Genomic DNA, 15,827 nt, shown 5'->3' with positions numbered 1-15,827 from the left:
AGGTCATCCCTTTCGGGACGCGAACGCACGGAACGGAGCCATTTGAGGCTCACACATGTTAGGGGCGGTGGGCGTGTGGGTGCCCTCCTGTGAGCTGGGTTCTCACCCGTCGAGAGTTTGGCCCCCGGAGAGACCGCAACTGCCGGAGGTGCGGGGCCGGTTACTCTCGATGGCGGTCCCACCCGCCGAGGGAGGGCTGCTACGTTGCACTGAGCAAACACGTGTGTCAGCTGTACGGCGGGTGCCGAGGCTGGCGAGTCACGTTCGTCGATCAGAGGCCGCCGGCTCGTGGGGCCGGGGCGGGGGTCCGCACCGGGCACGGGAACCGTTGCCGGGCCGTCAAGCAGGAGGACACATGCCGAACATCGCGGAGAACCTGTCGGCTACAGCGCGGCTTCACCCCGATCACCCCGCCCTACGGTTCGGTGACGCCGTGACGACATACGCGGAGCTGGACGAGGCCGTCTCCCGCGTCGCGGGGGCGCTCCGGGCGGACGGGCTGGTGCCCGGCGACCGGGTGGCCCTGATGCTGCCGAATGTCCCGGCGTTCGTCGCCCTCTACTACGGCGTGCTGCGCGCCGGCGGAGTCGTCGTCCCCATGAACCCGCTCCTCAAGGAGGGGGAGATCAGGCATTGCCTGGCCGACTCGGGTGCCGTCCGCCTGTTCGCACACGAGGACGTCGCCCAACAGGCGGCGGCGGGCATCGCTGAGACGGGCATCCCGCTCAGCGCCGTCGGTGCGGATCTGACGCCGGCCGACGAATGGGCGCCGATGGCAGAACCGTCCGCGCGGAACGACGGCGACCTCGCCGCGCTCCTCTACACCTCGGGGACGACAGGGCTGCCCAAGGGGGCAGCCCTGACTCACGGCAACCTCGGCAGCAACGCCAGGGTTCTGGCCGAGCGCGTCGTGGACGTCACCCTCGACGACGTGATGATGGCCTGTCTGCCGCTTTTCCACGCTTTCGGTCAGACGGGCAGCATGAACGCCTCGATCCGCCGGGGCGCCTGCCTGGTGCTCGTACCTCGCTTCGACCCGGCCCGGGTGCTGGCCATGTTCGCCGAGTTGGGGGTCACCATATTCATCGCGGTGCCGACCATGTACAACGCGCTACTGCATCATCCGCCGGTCACCGACGGATCCGAGGCGAGCGCACTGCGCGTGTGCGTCTCGGGTGGCTCCCCCTTGCCGACCGAGGTGCTGTACGGCTTCGAGGAGCGCTTCGGCTGTCCGGTGGCAGAAGGCTACGGTCTGTCCGAGACGTCACCGGTGGCCTCCTTCAACCACCTCGACCGGCCCCGCAAGGCCGGTTCGATAGGGACGCCGATCGAGGGGGTCGAGGTGCGGCTCGTGGACCAGGCCGGCCACGACGTGGCACCCGGCGAGGTCGGTGAGATCGCCATCCGGGGCGCCAACGTCATGGTCGGTTACTGGAACCGGCCCGAGGAGACGGCCGAAGCCATTCCGGACGGCTGGTTCCGCAGCGGGGACCTGGCCCGTAAGGACGAGGACGGATACTTCTTCATCGTCGACCGCAAGAAGGACGTGATCATCCGTGGCGGGTACAACGTCTACCCGCGCGAGATCGAGGAGGTGCTCTACGAGCACCCCGATGTCCTGGAGGCGGCCGTGGTCGGCGTCCCGGACGAGTACCTCGGTGAGGAGGTCGCCGCCGCTGTCGTCCTCACCCCGAACGGCCGGGCCACCGAGGAGGAGTTGCGCTCGTTCGTGAAGACTCGTGTCGCGCCGTACAAGTACCCGCGGAGGATCTGGATCGTGTCGTCCCTGCCGAAGGGATCTACCGGAAAGATCCTCAAGAGGGAGATCCGGCTTCCACGATGACCGCGCGACAACGGCCCGGCACCGCGGATACGGTGCCGGGCCGTTGGACGTGTGAGTGGGTCAGCCCTGGCGGGCCTTGAAGCGGGGATCCTTCTTGTTGATCACGAAGGTCACGCCCCGTCGGCGCACCACCTGGGCGCCGGGCCTGGCCTTGAGCGAGCGCAGTGACTTACGTACCTTCATCGTGTTTCTCCTCCGTAGCGACGCTCGAAGCGCTCCACACGGCCCGCGGGGTCCACAACCCGCGAGGTGCCGGTGTAGAAGGGGTGGCTGGCCGACGAGATCTCGACATCGACGACCGGGTAGGTGGCGCCGTCCTCCCATTCGACCGTTTTCTCGGTGTCGAGGACGGAGCGGGTGAGCAACTGGAAACCGGCCGCCCGGTCGCGGAAGACGACGGGACGGGAGACGGGGTGGATGCCGTGCCTCATGGGTGGTGCCTCCTCTGGGGACCTCCGACGCGGGCGTCGGAGGCGGGTGTCAGCGTTCTTCGCGGAACTGGACGTGCGCGCCGACCACCGGGTCGTACTTGCGCAGGATCAGCCGGTCGGGATCGTTCAGACGGTTCTTGCGGGTCACGTAAGTGACTCCAGTGGCGGCCGTCGACTTCAGCTTGACGACGGGTCGCGTGGTGCTGCGTGCCATGAGGGGCTCCTTCCACCAACACCCGAATTCATTGACTCGGTCATGTCAGACAATTGATCCAACATCGCCGGCCGGCGATGCATTCCCGCTCGTCAGCTGTCTCGGTGAGTGTCGGCCGCGACCCGATTCCGGACCGAGCGCTCATCGCTTCCTCACGTCGCCGTCACCTGCGGGCCGCCGCAGCGCGAAGTTGTTCGTGAAGACGTTGTCCGGGTCGTACCGATCCTTGAGTGTGAGCAGCCGGCCGAGAACCGGCTGCGGGAACGCGTCCGAGAGCTGTCGTGGACCTGTGCGTGTCTCGAAGCTCAGGTACAACCCGTCGATGTGGGGAGTGAGCCCGTCCCAGCGCTGGTCGAGGTCACCGCGCAGAGCGGGCACGGTCGCCGCCATCAGGGAGAAGTTCTGGGTGCGGTGCGCGTAGGCCGTGGCCGTGGCCGGCATGTCGTTGACCGCTCCGCCGACGGACCGCAGCTGCACGATGCCGGCCGCCGGCGCGACCGTGGCGATGGCGTGCGCCACCTGGTCGTCGATGTGATGCAGCAGCCCGGAACGCGACACGGTCAGGGGCTGTTGTGCGTACTGCGGCTGATGCCCGGCCGGCAGCAGTCGATGGTAGGGGGTGGCGACGAGCTGATTCTGCAGTACCGCACCGATGGATCCCAGGGGCCGCAGGGCAGGTCGGGCAGCATCCATGTCACCGCCTGCGTACACCGTCATCACTTGTGCGACCGGCAACCCGCCCGGACCGGTGGCCAGTGTCAGGAAGCTGGTCACCTCGCGCGGGGACCTCTCTATCCAGCCTCCCCAACGGGTCAGGAAGCCGGCGGTGTCCGCTGCGTCGAAGACGCTGACGTCGACGCAGACCCCGTCGACCCGCGCGGCCTCGAACTCGAAAGCGGTGGCGACCCCGAAGTTGGCTCCTGCGCCACGCACTGCCCAGAACAGGTCCGGGTCGTGCTGGGCGTCTACCCGCACGGCGGATCCGTCGGCGAGGACCAGCTCGGCGGCTCTCATGTGGTCGATGGTGAGTCCGTGCGCCCGTGCCATGAGACCGATTCCGCCGGCGGTGGCCAGCCCTCCGACGCCGACATCCCCCGTGTCACCGGAGGACAGCGCCATTCCGTACGGAGCGAGCGCGGCCGCGACGTCTCCCCACCGGGCGCCCGCTTCGATGCGCACAAGTCTCGCGTCCGCATCGAGCACGGTCACCGAGGCGAGCCGGGAGAGATCGATGACGAGGCCGCCGTTGTTCGTGGACCGCCCACTGATGCCATGGCCGCCGCTGCGGACGGTCAACGGCAGGTGACTGTCCCGGGCGTGGACCAGCGCCGCCGCGATGTCCTCGGCGTCGCGCACACGGAGGACGGCGGCCGGGCTGCCCAGGCGGGTGTAGGTGTGACGCACGGCGTCGTAGGCGGAGTCCCCCGGCCGTATCGCCAGGGCGGCGAGATGGTCAGGGAGAGCATGCTCAGAGACGGGGAACGAGTCCGAAGGGACTGGCATCAGTAACACTTTCCGTAGGTCGGGACTGAGCGCGAGAAGGCAGGCCGCGGGCGGACTCGTTGGAACACCATAGATATGTGTGATCCAACGCCAGCGCGAGCGTCGGCCCACTCCCGCTCGGATTCATTGCAGTACACGCAGGGAGCGGCACGCTTCTGTCGAATGACTGAAGCGTGCCGGAGCGAAGGACCGAGGTGTCTTGCCGGTCGATGAATGTGCCTCATAGGGCACTGATGGCGCGTGTGGCGCGCGACGACAGCCGACTGTTCGTAGCCTCGAGGTCACAGCACTCCGGAGTGACTCGCCCGGACCGGGTGTGTCACCACACGCGCCTCATGAACAGGGATCTCCCCATGTCGAACACCACAACCACAGACCGGCACGCTCCCGTGCGTGCGGAACAGCGCAGCCCTGGCTACTGGAGGGTCACCTTCGACAACCCTCCTCTCAATCTCTACGACCCCGAGGTGGAGACCGCCCTGGCGACGGTTGTCGACCAGCTCGAGACAGACCCCGAAGTGAAGGTCGTGGTTTTCGACAGCGCCCTTCCGGAATTCTTCATGGCGCATCTGAACCTGGGCAGGGTCGCTGAGTTCGGAGAGGGCATGCCGACCTGGTTCGACATCGTCAGCCGTCTGGGGAACGCGCCCTTCATCACCGTGGGTTCCCTTCGGGGCCGCGCGCGCGGCATCGGCAACGAGTTCCTGCTCGCTCTTGACGTGCGATTCGCCAGCCGGGAGAAAGCAGTTCTGAGCCAACTGGAGATCGGTACGGGCATCATCCCGGGCTGCGGCGGCATCCAACGCCTGCTGCGGCTCACCGGACGGTCCCGGGCGCTGGAGATCATCACCTCCGGTGAGGACTTCGACGCGGACACGGCGGCGTCCTACGGTTGGATCAACCGGGCTGTCCCCGACGCCGAACTGGATGCTGTCGTCGACCGTTTCGCCCGGCGTATCGCCTCCTTCGACACCGAAGCCCTGCGTGCGGTCAAGGAGATCGTCAACGAGGACGCGCCCCAGGTCGAAACCGCTGATGTGGCGGCCACTCACAGGCGCTTCGCCGCGCTGCTGGCGAGGGAGTCCGTCCAGGAACGCCTGCGGCAGTCCGCGAAGGCTGCTCCGGAGGTCATCTACGACCTGGAGTTGCACATGGGCGAGCGTCTCGGCGCCCGCAGCTAGCCGCCTGGCATCGGGCCGTGCGTGCCGCGACCCGCAGCGGCGTGCACGCCCTTGATCACCTCCAGCCGTCCCGACCGAGAGAGCTCTTCCATGACCCCTGAGACCGTCTCAAGCCAGATAACGACCCCCAACCTCCACGTGCAGGCGGCGGACGGAGTCACGTACCGATATCGCCGTTTCGGCAAGCCCAGTGAGAGCAACCTTCCGCTGGTCTGCCTGGTGCACTTCCGGGCCAATCTCGACAACTGGGACCCCGAGTTCGTGGATACTCTCGCCGCCGAGCGGGAGGTCGTCCTGGTGGACCTCGCCGGCGTCGGCGGTTCCACCGGCACCACTCCGAACACCGTCGAGGCGATGGCCTACAACGCCATCGCCTTCCTCGACGCCTTGCGGCTTCCTCGGTACGACTTGCTCGGTTTCTCCCTCGGCGGGTTCATCGCCCAGGAGATCGCCCTGTTTCGGCCGTGGCAGGTGCGGCGCATGGTCCTGGCCGGCACGGCTCCCAGAGGCGGGCGTGACATCCACCTGTACACGGCGGGTGCCATTCGTGACACTGCCTTGGGGGATGCTCCTACGCCCACGGATCTGCTCACTCTCTTCTTTGAGAAGAGCGTCTCCAGCCAGGGCAAGGGCGTCGAGTTCCTCGAGCGGCTCGGTCTGCGCACCGCGGAGCGTGACACCCCGACCGACGTGGCGGTGCGGGACGCGCAGCTCACCGCGATCTCCGCCTGGGGCGTGCGTGACGACTCGCGCCTGCAGCGTCTGGAATCCATCCAGCTGCCCGTTCTGGTCGCCAACGGCGACAACGACGAGATGGTCCCGACCAAGAACACCTACCTGCTGGCCGACCGCCTGCCCAACGCGAAGCTGAGCATCTACCCGGATGCCGGACACGGATTCCTCTTCCAGTACCCGGTGGAGTTCGCCACCGAGGTCAACGCCTTTCTCGGCGCTTGACGGCAGTAGGCCGTCCGCAGACGGGCCGAGCGCTCATTTCGCCCTGCCCGTGACTCACCGCATTCCACGTATCAAGAAACAGGATTCTTTTTCATGCCCAGTCAGCTTCATGCTCGCCGCGGCGGCGGCATGCGTGTCCCCCTGGTTCCGCCCGTACCGTCGGCAACGGCACCCCGAAAGGACGGCTGACGATGGGCGAACACTATGACGTCGTCGTTCTGGGTGCTGGGCCCGGCGGGTATACGGCCGCCGTGCGCGCAGCCCAACTGGGCCTGCGTACAGCGGTGGTCGAGGAGCGCTACTGGGGAGGTGTCTGCCTCAACATCGGCTGCATTCCCGCCAAGGCGCTGCTGCGCAACGCCGAACTGGCACACACCTTCACCCAGGAAGCCAAGACCTTCGGTATCGAGGTCGACGGCCAGGTGCGCTTCGACTACGGCGAGGCTTTCCGGCGCAGTCGCCGGGTTGCTGACGGCCGGGCCAAGGGCGTCAACTTCCTCATGCGGAAGAACAAGATCACGCAGTACGACGGGCGTGGTCACTTCACCGACGCCCACACCCTGGCCGTGACGGGTGCCGACGGCACTGCGCAGAGCGTCACCTTCGACCACTGCATCATCGCCACCGGCGCCACGGCCAAGCTGCTGCCCGGTACCCGGCTGAGCGAGCGCGTGGTGACCTTCGAAGAGCAGATCCTCGCTGAGGAACTGCCGGGCAGCGTCATCATCGCGGGCGCCGGTGCGATCGGCGTCGAGTTCGCGTACGTGCTGCACAACTACGGCGTTCAGGTCACCATTGTCGAGTTCGCGGACTGGCCGGCGCCGTCGGAGGACGAGGAGGTGTCCGCGGAACTGGCCCGGCAGTACCGGCGCCTCGGTATCCAGGTGCTCACCTCCACTCGGGTGGAGTCGATCCTGGAGGAGGGCGGCAGAGTGCGGGTGACCGTCTCCCGTGCCGGGCAGCAGCAGACCCTGGAAGCCGACAAGGTGTTGCAAGCCCTCGGTTTCCAGCCGAACGTGACCGGCTACGGCCTGGAGAACACGGGGGTGGGGCTCACCGAGCGCGGCGCGATCGACGTCGACGGCCGACTGCGGACGAGCGTCCCCCACATCTTCGCGATCGGTGATGTGACGGCCAAACTGATGCTGGCGCATGCCGCCGAGTCGATGGGCATCGTGGCGGCGGAGACGATCGCCGGGGCAGAGACGATCGAACTCGACTATGCCATGATTCCGCGCGTCACCTTTTGCAAGCCGCAGATCGCGAGCTTCGGGTGGACGGAGGTACAAGCGCGCGAGCGCGGTTCGACGTCCGCGTGGCGAAGTTCCCGTTCACCGCGAACGGCAAGGCGCAGGGGCTCGGCGATCCGGCCGGATTCGTCAAGATCATCAGCGACGGCACTCACGGTGAGCTGCTCGGCGCGCATCTGATCGGCGCCGAAGTGGCGGAACTGTTGCCGGAGTTGACGCTGGCTCAGCAGTGGGACCTGACCGTCCACGAGGTGGCCCGGAACGTACACGCCCACCCCACTCTCGGCGAGTCGGTCAAGGAAGCCATCCACGGTCTGGCCGGCCACATGATCAATATGTGACCGTCGATGCTGTCCGTCGTCCGCACCGCGCTCCCTCGTCCCACTCCAGGACGGGGGAGCGCGGGCACCACAGGGCCAGAAAGTCATCACATGTGTTGCGCTGACCCGGTGCCGGCATCGGCTCCGGTGCTTGGGAGTCAAGGGCATGGCTGCCTGAACGGGGGTACGAGCATGTGCGACCTCGCGGCCCGCCACCTCAGTGATCGGGTCGAGGTCCAGGGGATCACGCAGCCGTGAAAACTGCGTACTTACCCGCACCAGCCGGACCATGCCCCCGCTCCGGAGCCGCTGATCGTCTCCGTCGACCTGCCCGACCACCGCTTCCAGTGAGCACCGGGCCGGTCACCTGACGACCGTTTGCGCTGTGGACTCATGCGGGGCAGGGCGACGCGTGGGTGACATGTACCGCCTTCCCATGTGCCTTCCGGGATGCATGGCGGAGTCCCCGGATCGACTAGGAGATGTGTGTGTCAGCCTCACCGATCGCCGTGTTCCAGCGTCTCAGTGCCCCCCGCGCGCCAACTGAGACGCCTGTGCTGTTCGGAACCGTGCATGTCCTTGGAGCGGGAATCGGGGGGCTCTTGGCCGCCAGGATCCTCTCCGACCACGCCGAGCGGGTCGTGGCCATCGAGCCCGAAGGGGGAGAAGGGGGCATCGGCGGCGCGCCGCGCCCCGGTGTCCCCCAGGGGTCCCAGCTACATACCGTCATGCCGGGTGGCGTCAGGCAACTGGAGCGCTGGTATCCCGGCGTCACAGCTCAAGCCGAGGCCCGGGGAGCGGTGCTGCCGGACCCAAACCGCAGCGCCTCGTACTTGGACGGTGTCGAGCAGGTCAGCACACCCAACGTGAACCTTCTCCTGTGCGGCCGTCCTCTCCTCGAAACCCTGATACGCGAGCGCACCTTGCGATTGCCCAACGTGCAGACCGCAGTCGGTCGTGTCTCGGGACTGGTCTACGAAGGTGAACGCGTCGCCGCCGTCAGATACTCGACCTCGGCGGGCGAATCCGTGCAGGCCAGCGACTTCGTCGTGGACGCCACCGGCCGAGGCAGCCGGATCGCCGACTGGTTGGAGGCGGGGGACTACCCCCGGCCGCGGCTGGAGCGGCTCGACGTCGACGTCCGCTACGTGACGGGTCATTTCCAGCGCTCACCCGACTGGACCGGTCCGCTCAGCGGCATCGCGCGCTTCAGCCCGCAGGCGGCGTCCGCACGGTTCGCCGGAGCAGCGGTGAACGCCGTCGAGGGCCGGCGCTGGGCCGTCATGCTGGCCTCCTACGGCGACGACCCGCAGGTGCTTGACGCCGAGGGCTTTCAGGCGCGGTGCGAGGCGTTGCCGCCTGTGTACCAGGAAGCCGTGCGGGGGCGGCTGGTCGGTGGGCTCGTGCCCTTCCGGCATCCCGACAACCGATGGCGTCACTTCGAGGCCCTCGACCGGTTCCCGGCCCGCCTGGTGGTGATGGGAGATGCCGTGGCGTCGTTCAACCCGGTCTACGGCCAGGGCATGAGTTCGGCGATGCTGCACGCTTCGTGTCTGTCGGAGTACCTGCGCGGTGAGCCGGACCTTGATACCTCGGCCCGGCACTTCTTCGAGCTCCAGCGGGTGGTGGTCGCCGCCGCTTGGCAGACGTCCACGGCCGCGGACACCGCGCGTCTGGGCCTGGTCGGGCCACCGAGCAGCCCGGAACAGCAACGCACCGCGTGGGCGATGCGCCACATCATGGCGGCGGCGATCCACGACAGCGAGGTGGCCGCCGCGTTCCGCGACGTGACCTTCATGCTCTCCCATCCGGCCACCCTGCTCGCGCCTGACCTGGTACGACGTGCCGCGCGGGCCAACGGAGTCCCGGACGCGGAGTACGACCGTGCATACGGGCCGGTCGGGAACCAGATGTGAGTGCCGGCGTGTCGGCGGACACACCTCCACCCGGTCTTGTTCTCAGCCGACCGCCGTGCCGGCCTCGGCGCTCCTGGCTCGGGTGGAGGACGCCGAAGCCTGGAAGGTGCGCCGGTAGGCGACCGGGGAGACGCCGAATTCGGCGTGCATGAGCTGGCGCAGTGAGGCGGACGTGGCGAAACCGACCTCCGTGGCGATCTGGTCAATGGTCAGGTTGCTGGACTCCAGCAGATGGCACGCGCGGTCGAGACGCTGCCGGATGAGCCATTGGCCCGGCGCCACTCCGGTCTCGTCGCGGAATCGGCGGTTGAAGGTCCTCAAGCTCATGTGGGCGTGCTCGGCGAGCTGAGGCAGGGTCAGCGGCTCGCCGAGGCGCTCCAGCACCCATTGACGGGTGGCGGAGGTGGACGTCGTGTCGTTCTCCGGAACCGGACGTTCGATGTACTGCGCCTGGCCGCCTTCCCGGAAGGGCGGCACCACACAGCGCCGCGCCGCTCGGTTGGCCAGATGAATCCCGTGGTCGGTGCGGATCAGGTGGAGGCACAGGTCGACACCGGAAGCCGCACCTGCGGAGGTCAGCACGGAGCCGTCGTCGACGAACAGAACCCGTTCGTCGAGGCGGACGTGCGGGTACCACTTGCGGAACAAGGGGGCACATTCCCAGTGCGTGGTGGCAGGACGTCGATCAAGAAGCCCGGCCGCGGCCAGGATGAACCCTCCTGTGCAGATGGAGGCCATGCGGGCAGTCGGGGCGATGCGCGCGAGCGCGGCGGCGACGTCGCTCGGCAGTTCCCGGGTCAGATTGTGCGGATCGACCGGCGCGACGATGACCGTGTCCGCGGACTCCAGCACGTGAGGGCCATGGTCCGGTGAGACGGTGAACCCGCCGTTGGTCCGCACCGGGCCACCGTCCACAGAGGTGACGACGACCTCGTAGCGACCATCCGCCGCACCGAGGATCCGCGCCGGAATACCCAACTCGAAGGGGTACGACCCGTTCAAAGCGAGAACCACGACTCGATGTGGCATCGCATTGGCTGCCGATGGGCTCTGTGCATTGATCATGGCATAATTCTATCGACAATTGGCCTTTGTGCCACAGGCGGATGCCGCTCATGAGCGTCACCATGGTGACCATGAACGACACCACCCAGGAGAACCCGACCATGCGGGTCATCAGCCAGGACGCCCACGGGGGCCCCGAGGTCCTGAAGCTCGCCACCACAGCCCGCCCCACTCCCGGCCTGGGCCAGATCCTCGTGCGGGTGCACGCCACGAGCGTGAACCCGGTCGACATCATGAACCGGACGTCGGGCGCGTTCACCGGCAAGCCGCCGTCCGTGCTCGGCTATGACGTCTCGGGCACCGTCGAGGCCGTCGGCCCCGGCGTGACCGTTCACCAGGTCGGTGACGAGGTCTTCGGCATGCTGCCGTTCCCGCACGGCCACGGCTCCTACGCCGAGTATGTGATCGCCCCGGCCCGCGCCCTCGTCCGCAAGCCGGAACGCCTCGATCACGTACAGGCCGCGGCGCTGCCCATGGCCGGCCTCACGGCCTGGCAGGCGCTGGTGGACACTGCCCGGATCGGCGAGGGCAGCCGCGTACTGATCAACGGTGCGGCCGGCGGTGTGGGCCATTTGGCGATCCAGATCGCCAAGGCGCGCGGCGCGTACGTCATCGCGGTGGCTTCCGGTGCGAACGCCGACTTCGTCCGCGGACTCGGCGCGGACGAGGTGATCGACTACACGACCACCGGGATCACCGAGGCCACCGGCGATCTCGACGCCGTTCTGGAGACGATCGGGGGCGACTACCCCGTGCAAGCCGTCCAGATCCTGAAGCCCGGCGGCATCCTCGTCTCCACGCTGCCGCCATCCCTCGCTCCCGCGGTGGCCGCTGCCACTGAGCGCGGGGTGCGCCTGGCCGGGCTGTTCGTCGAAGCCGACCAGCTCGGCATGAACGAACTGGCCTCTCTGGTGGACGAAGGCCACCTCACTCCCGTCGTCGACGCCACATTCCCGTTGGAGGAGGTCGCCAAGGCGCACGCGACCAAGCCCGGCACCGGCAAGAACGTCCTCGTGGTGTCCTGATCTGATGGCCGCCTCGTCCATTTCCCGCAGAAGGGCGGGGTGGCCATTCGGGCGCCCGTGCGAGTGGCCCGGTTCGTACGGAGCCGGAGCCGGCTGCTGGCGGTACCCGTGAGCGCACGTTCCAAGGGGCTCTGCACACCCGGACGCGAAGACGTGGGTGAGAAAGCACCTGCTGGACAATGGCCGTTCGTCCGAACCGGCGCAGATCGGTGCGGAAGCGGGGCCCCGCCTCGGTGCTCACGGCCTGTATGCACGCAAGTCGACTGATGGCGCGTCACCTCGGACTTGCGGCGGCCGCTGCCGCAGACGGCAGCCGCGCGCCCGATCACAACCTGACCTATTGCCGCTATAGCAGCCGGGCTGCCGGTAACGCTGTGCGGCTAGACCGAGGGGGGAGCCTCTTGTCCGGATCACGTCTCGTCGCCATGGGCCACCACCAGCCGTCCCGCGTGCTGACCAATACCGACCTGGAAGGCATCGTGGAGACGAGCGATGCCTGGATACGGCAACGCACCGGGATCGTCACCCGCCGGATCGCGGCCGAGGACGAATCCGTCACCGACATGGCCGCTGCGGCGGCGTCCAAGGCGCTCGTCGCCTCCGGTTTGGACCCGGCCGAGATCGGCATGGTCACCGTCGCGACCTGCTCCGCCATCGACCGCAGCCCGTCCGTCGCTGCTCAGGTGGCCGCCCGCCTCGGCATGCCGTCCCCGGTCTGCTTCGACCTCAACAATGCCTGCGCGGGCTTCTGCACCGCGCTCGCCTGTGCCGACCATGCGATACGTGCCGGAGCTGCCCGGAACGCCCTCGTCATCGGCGCCGAAAAGATGTCGGATCTTGTGGACTGGAGTGACCGAAGCACCTGCATCCTGCTGGGCGACGGCGCGGGTGCCGCTGTGATCAGCCGGACGGGCCAGACAGAAGCTGCCGGAATCGGCGCCGTGGCCTGGGGGTCCGATCCCGCGCGCGGGGACGCGGTGCGACTGATGGACGCCTGGCACCCCCGGTTCGCCCAGGAAGGCCAGACCGTCTTCCGCTGGGCCACCAGCGAACTGCCCGCTCTGGCCAGGGAAGCCTGCGACCGAGCCGGGGTCGCCGTTGAGGACTTGGCCGGGGTGGTCACTCACCAGGCCAATCTCCGAATCATCGAATCGCTCGTCAGGCAGCTGGGTCTGCGCGACGACGCCGTCATCGCTCGCGATGTCATCGAATCCGGTAACACGTCATCGGCGTCCGTACCTCTCGCGCTGTCGAAACTGGTCGAGCGCCGCGAACTGCCGTCCGGTGCGCCGGTACTCCTCTTCGCCTTCGGCGGTGGCCTGTCCTGGGCGGGACAAGTGATCAGGTGTCCCTGAGCGGCGGAGTCGGGCGATGAGACATACGTGTGCACGCCGCCGCTTCGGAACCTCTGCTTGACCACCACTGGAGCGCTGCTGGGAGAGCCCGGAAGCGCTCCTCGACTTCTGCCGCCGGTTCACCACCGGGCTTGCCACTCAAACCCCACGTGGTCGATGCCAGGCAATGAATGTACGTGTGCGCTACGCGGCCTTGAGCACATCTTTCTCGCGCGAACCCCGCATATTTTCCCGCTCCCGCGGCGACATTCCACCCCACACCCCATAGCGCTCCTGGTAATCAAGTGCCATGGCTGCGCACTCCTCCATGACCTCGCAGCCCTGGCAGATCCTGCGGGCAGCCTCCTCCCGCTTCCGACGCGCGTGGCCTCGCTCCCCGGGCGGGGAGTAGAAGGTAGCGCTGTTCATCCCTCTGCAGGAGGCTCGCTCCTGCCAATCCCAGTCACTCAGCAGTGGCCGCAGTCGGGTTCGCATCTCTGGCTCTCCTTCCTTCTCGCACACCTGGAGTTGTGTCCGGGGTGCGACGTCACTTTCGTCCATATGCTCCTTTCCGGACCTCTGTGTCGCATCCGTCAGATGACTAACGTGCCGGACTTCCTGCGCGGTGAGATTCCGGGCGTCAGGGCAACAGGGTTGCCCCAACGGCCCGTTCCCGTCATCGCGGGGCTCGGCGCAGGTCGTCGGGCGGCAGGATGAGCCCGTCGAGTCGTTGAGGACGCGAGAGGGCGAGAAAGTTGCCGCCCGTTGTCTTCAACCCACCCCGCAGGGCCGTTTCGAGGCAGGAACTCAGCACATGTCGGGCTGTCTACCCGGGCAAGCCCGTGTGTCCTTCGCCCCATCCGACCAGTTGAGAGGATCCACAATGACATCCTTGGCCTACGCCGTACACGTCAGCCCGATGCAGCCTTTGGCGTCGGCCGCCCTGCCACCGCGTCCGGACAGCGGCCCCATGCTGTGGTCCCCGCTGTCCACGACGATCGTCTACGGTCCTCGCGAGGCCGTCTTGGTCGACCCGGGACTGACGACGGAACAGGGAGCGGCTGTTGCGAAGTGGGCCGCGGGCTTCGGCCGTACGATCACCGGCATCTACGTCACGCATGCGCACGGCGACCATTGGTACGCGACGGGTCCCGTACGTGAACAGTTCCCAGACGTTCAGGTGTGGGCGACAGCCGAGACGGTTGCGGAGATGGCGCGCACCACCCCCGGTGGCCAGCCGAACCCGTTCTGGACAGCCGCGTTTCCCGGTCTGATCGGCGACACCCCGCTCATCGCCCAGGCGGTCCCGGAAGATGGCCTGGAGGTTGACGGGCAGTCACTCGTCCCCCACGCCGCCGGGCATACCGATACCGAGCACACGACCTTCCTGCACGTGCCGTCGTTGGACCTGGTCGTCAGCGGCGACGTCATCTACAACCAAGTACACCAATACCTGTCCGAAGCCGGCGAACATGGCATACAGAGCTGGCTCCGTGCGATCGACGCCGTGGCCGCGATCAACCCGACCACCGTTGTGGCAGGACACAAGAATCCCGACCGGGGCGACCAGGCATCCATCATCGGCGATACCCGCGACTATCTGCACGCGGCCGCGGAGGCCTTCGCCGAAGCCACCAGCCGGAGGGAGTACTTCGAGACGATGGTGCGAAGGTTCCCGGCATGGCTGAATCCGGGCATCGCGTGGCTGACGGCGGTGGGCCGCTGGGCCGAGTGATGGCCGCAGCCCTTGCTCGCGCGTCAGTGTGAACCCCCGACAGTCGGTGGTCCTCACCGGCGGTAGCAGCGGCGGCGATGTCCCCTGCTGTCCGACCGTGTACAGGCGGTAGGACTCCGGCGTCAGTGCCGGCCACGGACTGGGGCTGTGCCTCGTGGTGTCGGTGGGCAGGATCCGGTTCGACACCGAGATCCGCCGCATCGTCTGCACCGGGTACGAATGCGATCGCGTCGGTGAACGCGCGGCGCCGTCGGCCGGTGGACGCCTGCGGGTGCTTTCCCAACGGGCGGGACGATCTGCCTGTGCCGCGACCGGTCCTACAACCGTCCGGCGGCCCGCCGCAGCGGCCAGCCGTCCTCAACGATGCACCAGGCGAGGCGCAGTCTGCCGGTCGGCGTCAAAAGAACTCGGCGATGGCCTTGGCGGGGGTGTCGTACTGGCTGGCTTCCACGCGGAGGTGGTTCTCACCGTGGAGGTGGATGCTCGGGCCGTCGCGGTAGGTGCCGACAGCCACAGTGGTCCAGCCGTCGTGTGCGTGCGCGTGGATGATCAGGCGGCCGTGGAGGATGTCGTCGTAGATCTGCTGGGCGTCGCCTGAGCCCCGGGCCCAGTTGCCACGCCGCCACGGCGGAGCACCCCTGCGTCAGCGGGGGTGCTCCAGATTCGTACCTGTCCGGGCTGAAGTCGGCCGAGTCCTCCCCGCCGACGTGGGGGTGTTCCGGCCGAGACGGAACTGTCCATGGTGGCCGGCACGTCCTCCCCGCCGGCGCCGGGATGCTCCGCTGCAGGTTGATGGACCACCGGTCCCTCGCGGCGCAACTCCCGTGCAATGCCCGGCACTCCGCTGCCCGGCCGTCGGCGGCGAGGCCCGGGTCAACGACGACGAGTCGCTGGAAGTGGGCTGGTTCGCGCTCGACGCGCTGCCGGAGATGAACGAGCACTGCATGGTCCGGATCAAGCAGGCGCAGAGCGAGGGACCGAGATGGTTCGAGACCATGGGCGGGCGCTGAAGTATGTGCGCTGACCACATCGGGCCGCGCTGACCGACTGCCT

General features: G+C 67.8%; 13 protein-coding genes and 2 pseudogenes. 9 read left to right on the top strand and 6 right to left on the bottom strand.

Going from position 1 to position 15,827, the window contains the following annotated elements:
• The first annotated feature begins 355 nt into the window (after positions 1–355).
• Entirely contained in the window at positions 356–1,843 is a 1,488-nt protein-coding gene (locus J3486_RS24230; RefSeq protein ID WP_207823685.1) for a long-chain fatty acid--CoA ligase, read from the top strand.
• A 60-nt stretch (positions 1,844–1,903) separates the two neighbouring features.
• On the opposite strand, the gene ykgO is transcribed toward J3486_RS24230, so the two are convergent.
• The 4 genes from ykgO to J3486_RS24210 all read right to left on the bottom strand — a co-directional run bounded on the left by ykgO (position 1,904) and on the right by J3486_RS24210 (position 3,991).
• The gene (gene ykgO / locus J3486_RS24225; protein WP_026084623.1) at positions 1,904–2,026 is read right to left on the bottom strand and encodes a type B 50S ribosomal protein L36; all 123 of its coding nucleotides are present in this window, start codon (positions 2,024–2,026) and stop codon (positions 1,904–1,906) included.
• The gene (locus tag J3486_RS24220) at positions 2,023–2,274 is read right to left on the bottom strand and encodes a type B 50S ribosomal protein L31 (RefSeq protein ID WP_207823683.1); all 252 of its coding nucleotides are present in this window, start codon (positions 2,272–2,274) and stop codon (positions 2,023–2,025) included. Before J3486_RS24220 ends, ykgO begins: the two co-directional genes overlap by 4 nt.
• A gap of 49 nt (positions 2,275–2,323) precedes the next feature.
• Positions 2,324–2,488: a 50S ribosomal protein L33 gene (gene rpmG / locus J3486_RS24215; protein WP_207823681.1), complete on the bottom strand. Its 165-nt coding sequence runs from the start codon at positions 2,486–2,488 to the stop codon at positions 2,324–2,326.
• Between the two features lie 141 nt (positions 2,489–2,629).
• Positions 2,630–3,991: an FAD-binding oxidoreductase gene (locus J3486_RS24210; RefSeq protein ID WP_207823678.1), complete on the bottom strand. Its 1,362-nt coding sequence runs from the start codon at positions 3,989–3,991 to the stop codon at positions 2,630–2,632.
• 353 nt (positions 3,992–4,344) lie between these two features.
• On the opposite strand from J3486_RS24210, the gene J3486_RS24205 reads away from it, so the two are divergent.
• The 4 genes and pseudogenes from J3486_RS24205 to J3486_RS24190 all read left to right on the top strand — a co-directional run bounded on the left by J3486_RS24205 (position 4,345) and on the right by J3486_RS24190 (position 9,615).
• A complete protein-coding gene (locus J3486_RS24205; protein WP_207823676.1) occupies positions 4,345–5,172 on the top strand; it encodes an enoyl-CoA hydratase/isomerase family protein in 828 nt (275 codons plus the stop codon).
• A 90-nt stretch (positions 5,173–5,262) separates the two neighbouring features.
• On the top strand, positions 5,263–6,129 hold the full coding sequence (locus J3486_RS24200) for an alpha/beta fold hydrolase (protein WP_207823674.1): 867 nt from the start codon (positions 5,263–5,265) through the stop codon (positions 6,127–6,129).
• 191 nt (positions 6,130–6,320) lie between these two features.
• Positions 6,321–7,720, top strand: a pseudogene (gene lpdA, locus J3486_RS24195) (dihydrolipoyl dehydrogenase).
• Positions 7,721–8,187: 467 nt separating this feature from the next.
• Complete coding sequence (locus tag J3486_RS24190) at positions 8,188–9,615, top strand: NAD(P)/FAD-dependent oxidoreductase (RefSeq protein WP_207823672.1); 1,428 nt, start codon at positions 8,188–8,190, stop codon at positions 9,613–9,615.
• 42 nt (positions 9,616–9,657) lie between these two features.
• On the opposite strand, the gene J3486_RS24185 is transcribed toward J3486_RS24190, so the two are convergent.
• Positions 9,658–10,680, bottom strand: a complete 1,023-nt coding sequence (locus tag J3486_RS24185) for a GlxA family transcriptional regulator (protein WP_229378513.1) — start codon at positions 10,678–10,680, stop codon at positions 9,658–9,660.
• A gap of 71 nt (positions 10,681–10,751) precedes the next feature.
• Between J3486_RS24185 and J3486_RS24180 the strand changes: the two genes are divergently transcribed.
• Positions 10,752–11,705 (top strand): NADP-dependent oxidoreductase, encoded by a 954-nt coding sequence (locus J3486_RS24180; RefSeq protein WP_207823669.1) that lies wholly within the window; start codon positions 10,752–10,754, stop codon positions 11,703–11,705.
• A 401-nt stretch (positions 11,706–12,106) separates the two neighbouring features.
• A complete protein-coding gene (locus tag J3486_RS24175; RefSeq protein WP_207823667.1) occupies positions 12,107–13,060 on the top strand; it encodes a beta-ketoacyl-ACP synthase III in 954 nt (317 codons plus the stop codon).
• A 183-nt stretch (positions 13,061–13,243) separates the two neighbouring features.
• Here J3486_RS24175 and J3486_RS24170 read toward each other — a convergent pair whose 3' ends face one another.
• Entirely contained in the window at positions 13,244–13,534 is a 291-nt protein-coding gene (locus J3486_RS24170; RefSeq protein WP_207823665.1) for a WhiB family transcriptional regulator, read from the bottom strand.
• 388 nt (positions 13,535–13,922) lie between these two features.
• Here J3486_RS24170 and J3486_RS24165 point away from each other — a divergent pair, with 388 nt between their 5' ends.
• A complete protein-coding gene (locus J3486_RS24165) occupies positions 13,923–14,774 on the top strand; it encodes an MBL fold metallo-hydrolase (protein ID WP_207823663.1) in 852 nt (283 codons plus the stop codon).
• Between the two features lie 842 nt (positions 14,775–15,616).
• Positions 15,617–15,784 (top strand): annotated as a pseudogene (locus J3486_RS24160) (NUDIX hydrolase); the annotation flags it as partial.
• Positions 15,785–15,827: the final 43 nt, after the last annotated feature.

The sequence above is a fragment of the Streptomyces sp. VRA16 Mangrove soil genome, assembly GCF_017377775.1.
In the GTDB taxonomy this organism is placed as follows: Bacteria; Actinomycetota; Actinomycetes; order Streptomycetales; family Streptomycetaceae; genus Streptomyces.
The sequence above is the reverse complement of the archived record's forward strand: the minus strand, read 5'-3'. Positions and strand labels throughout refer to the sequence as shown.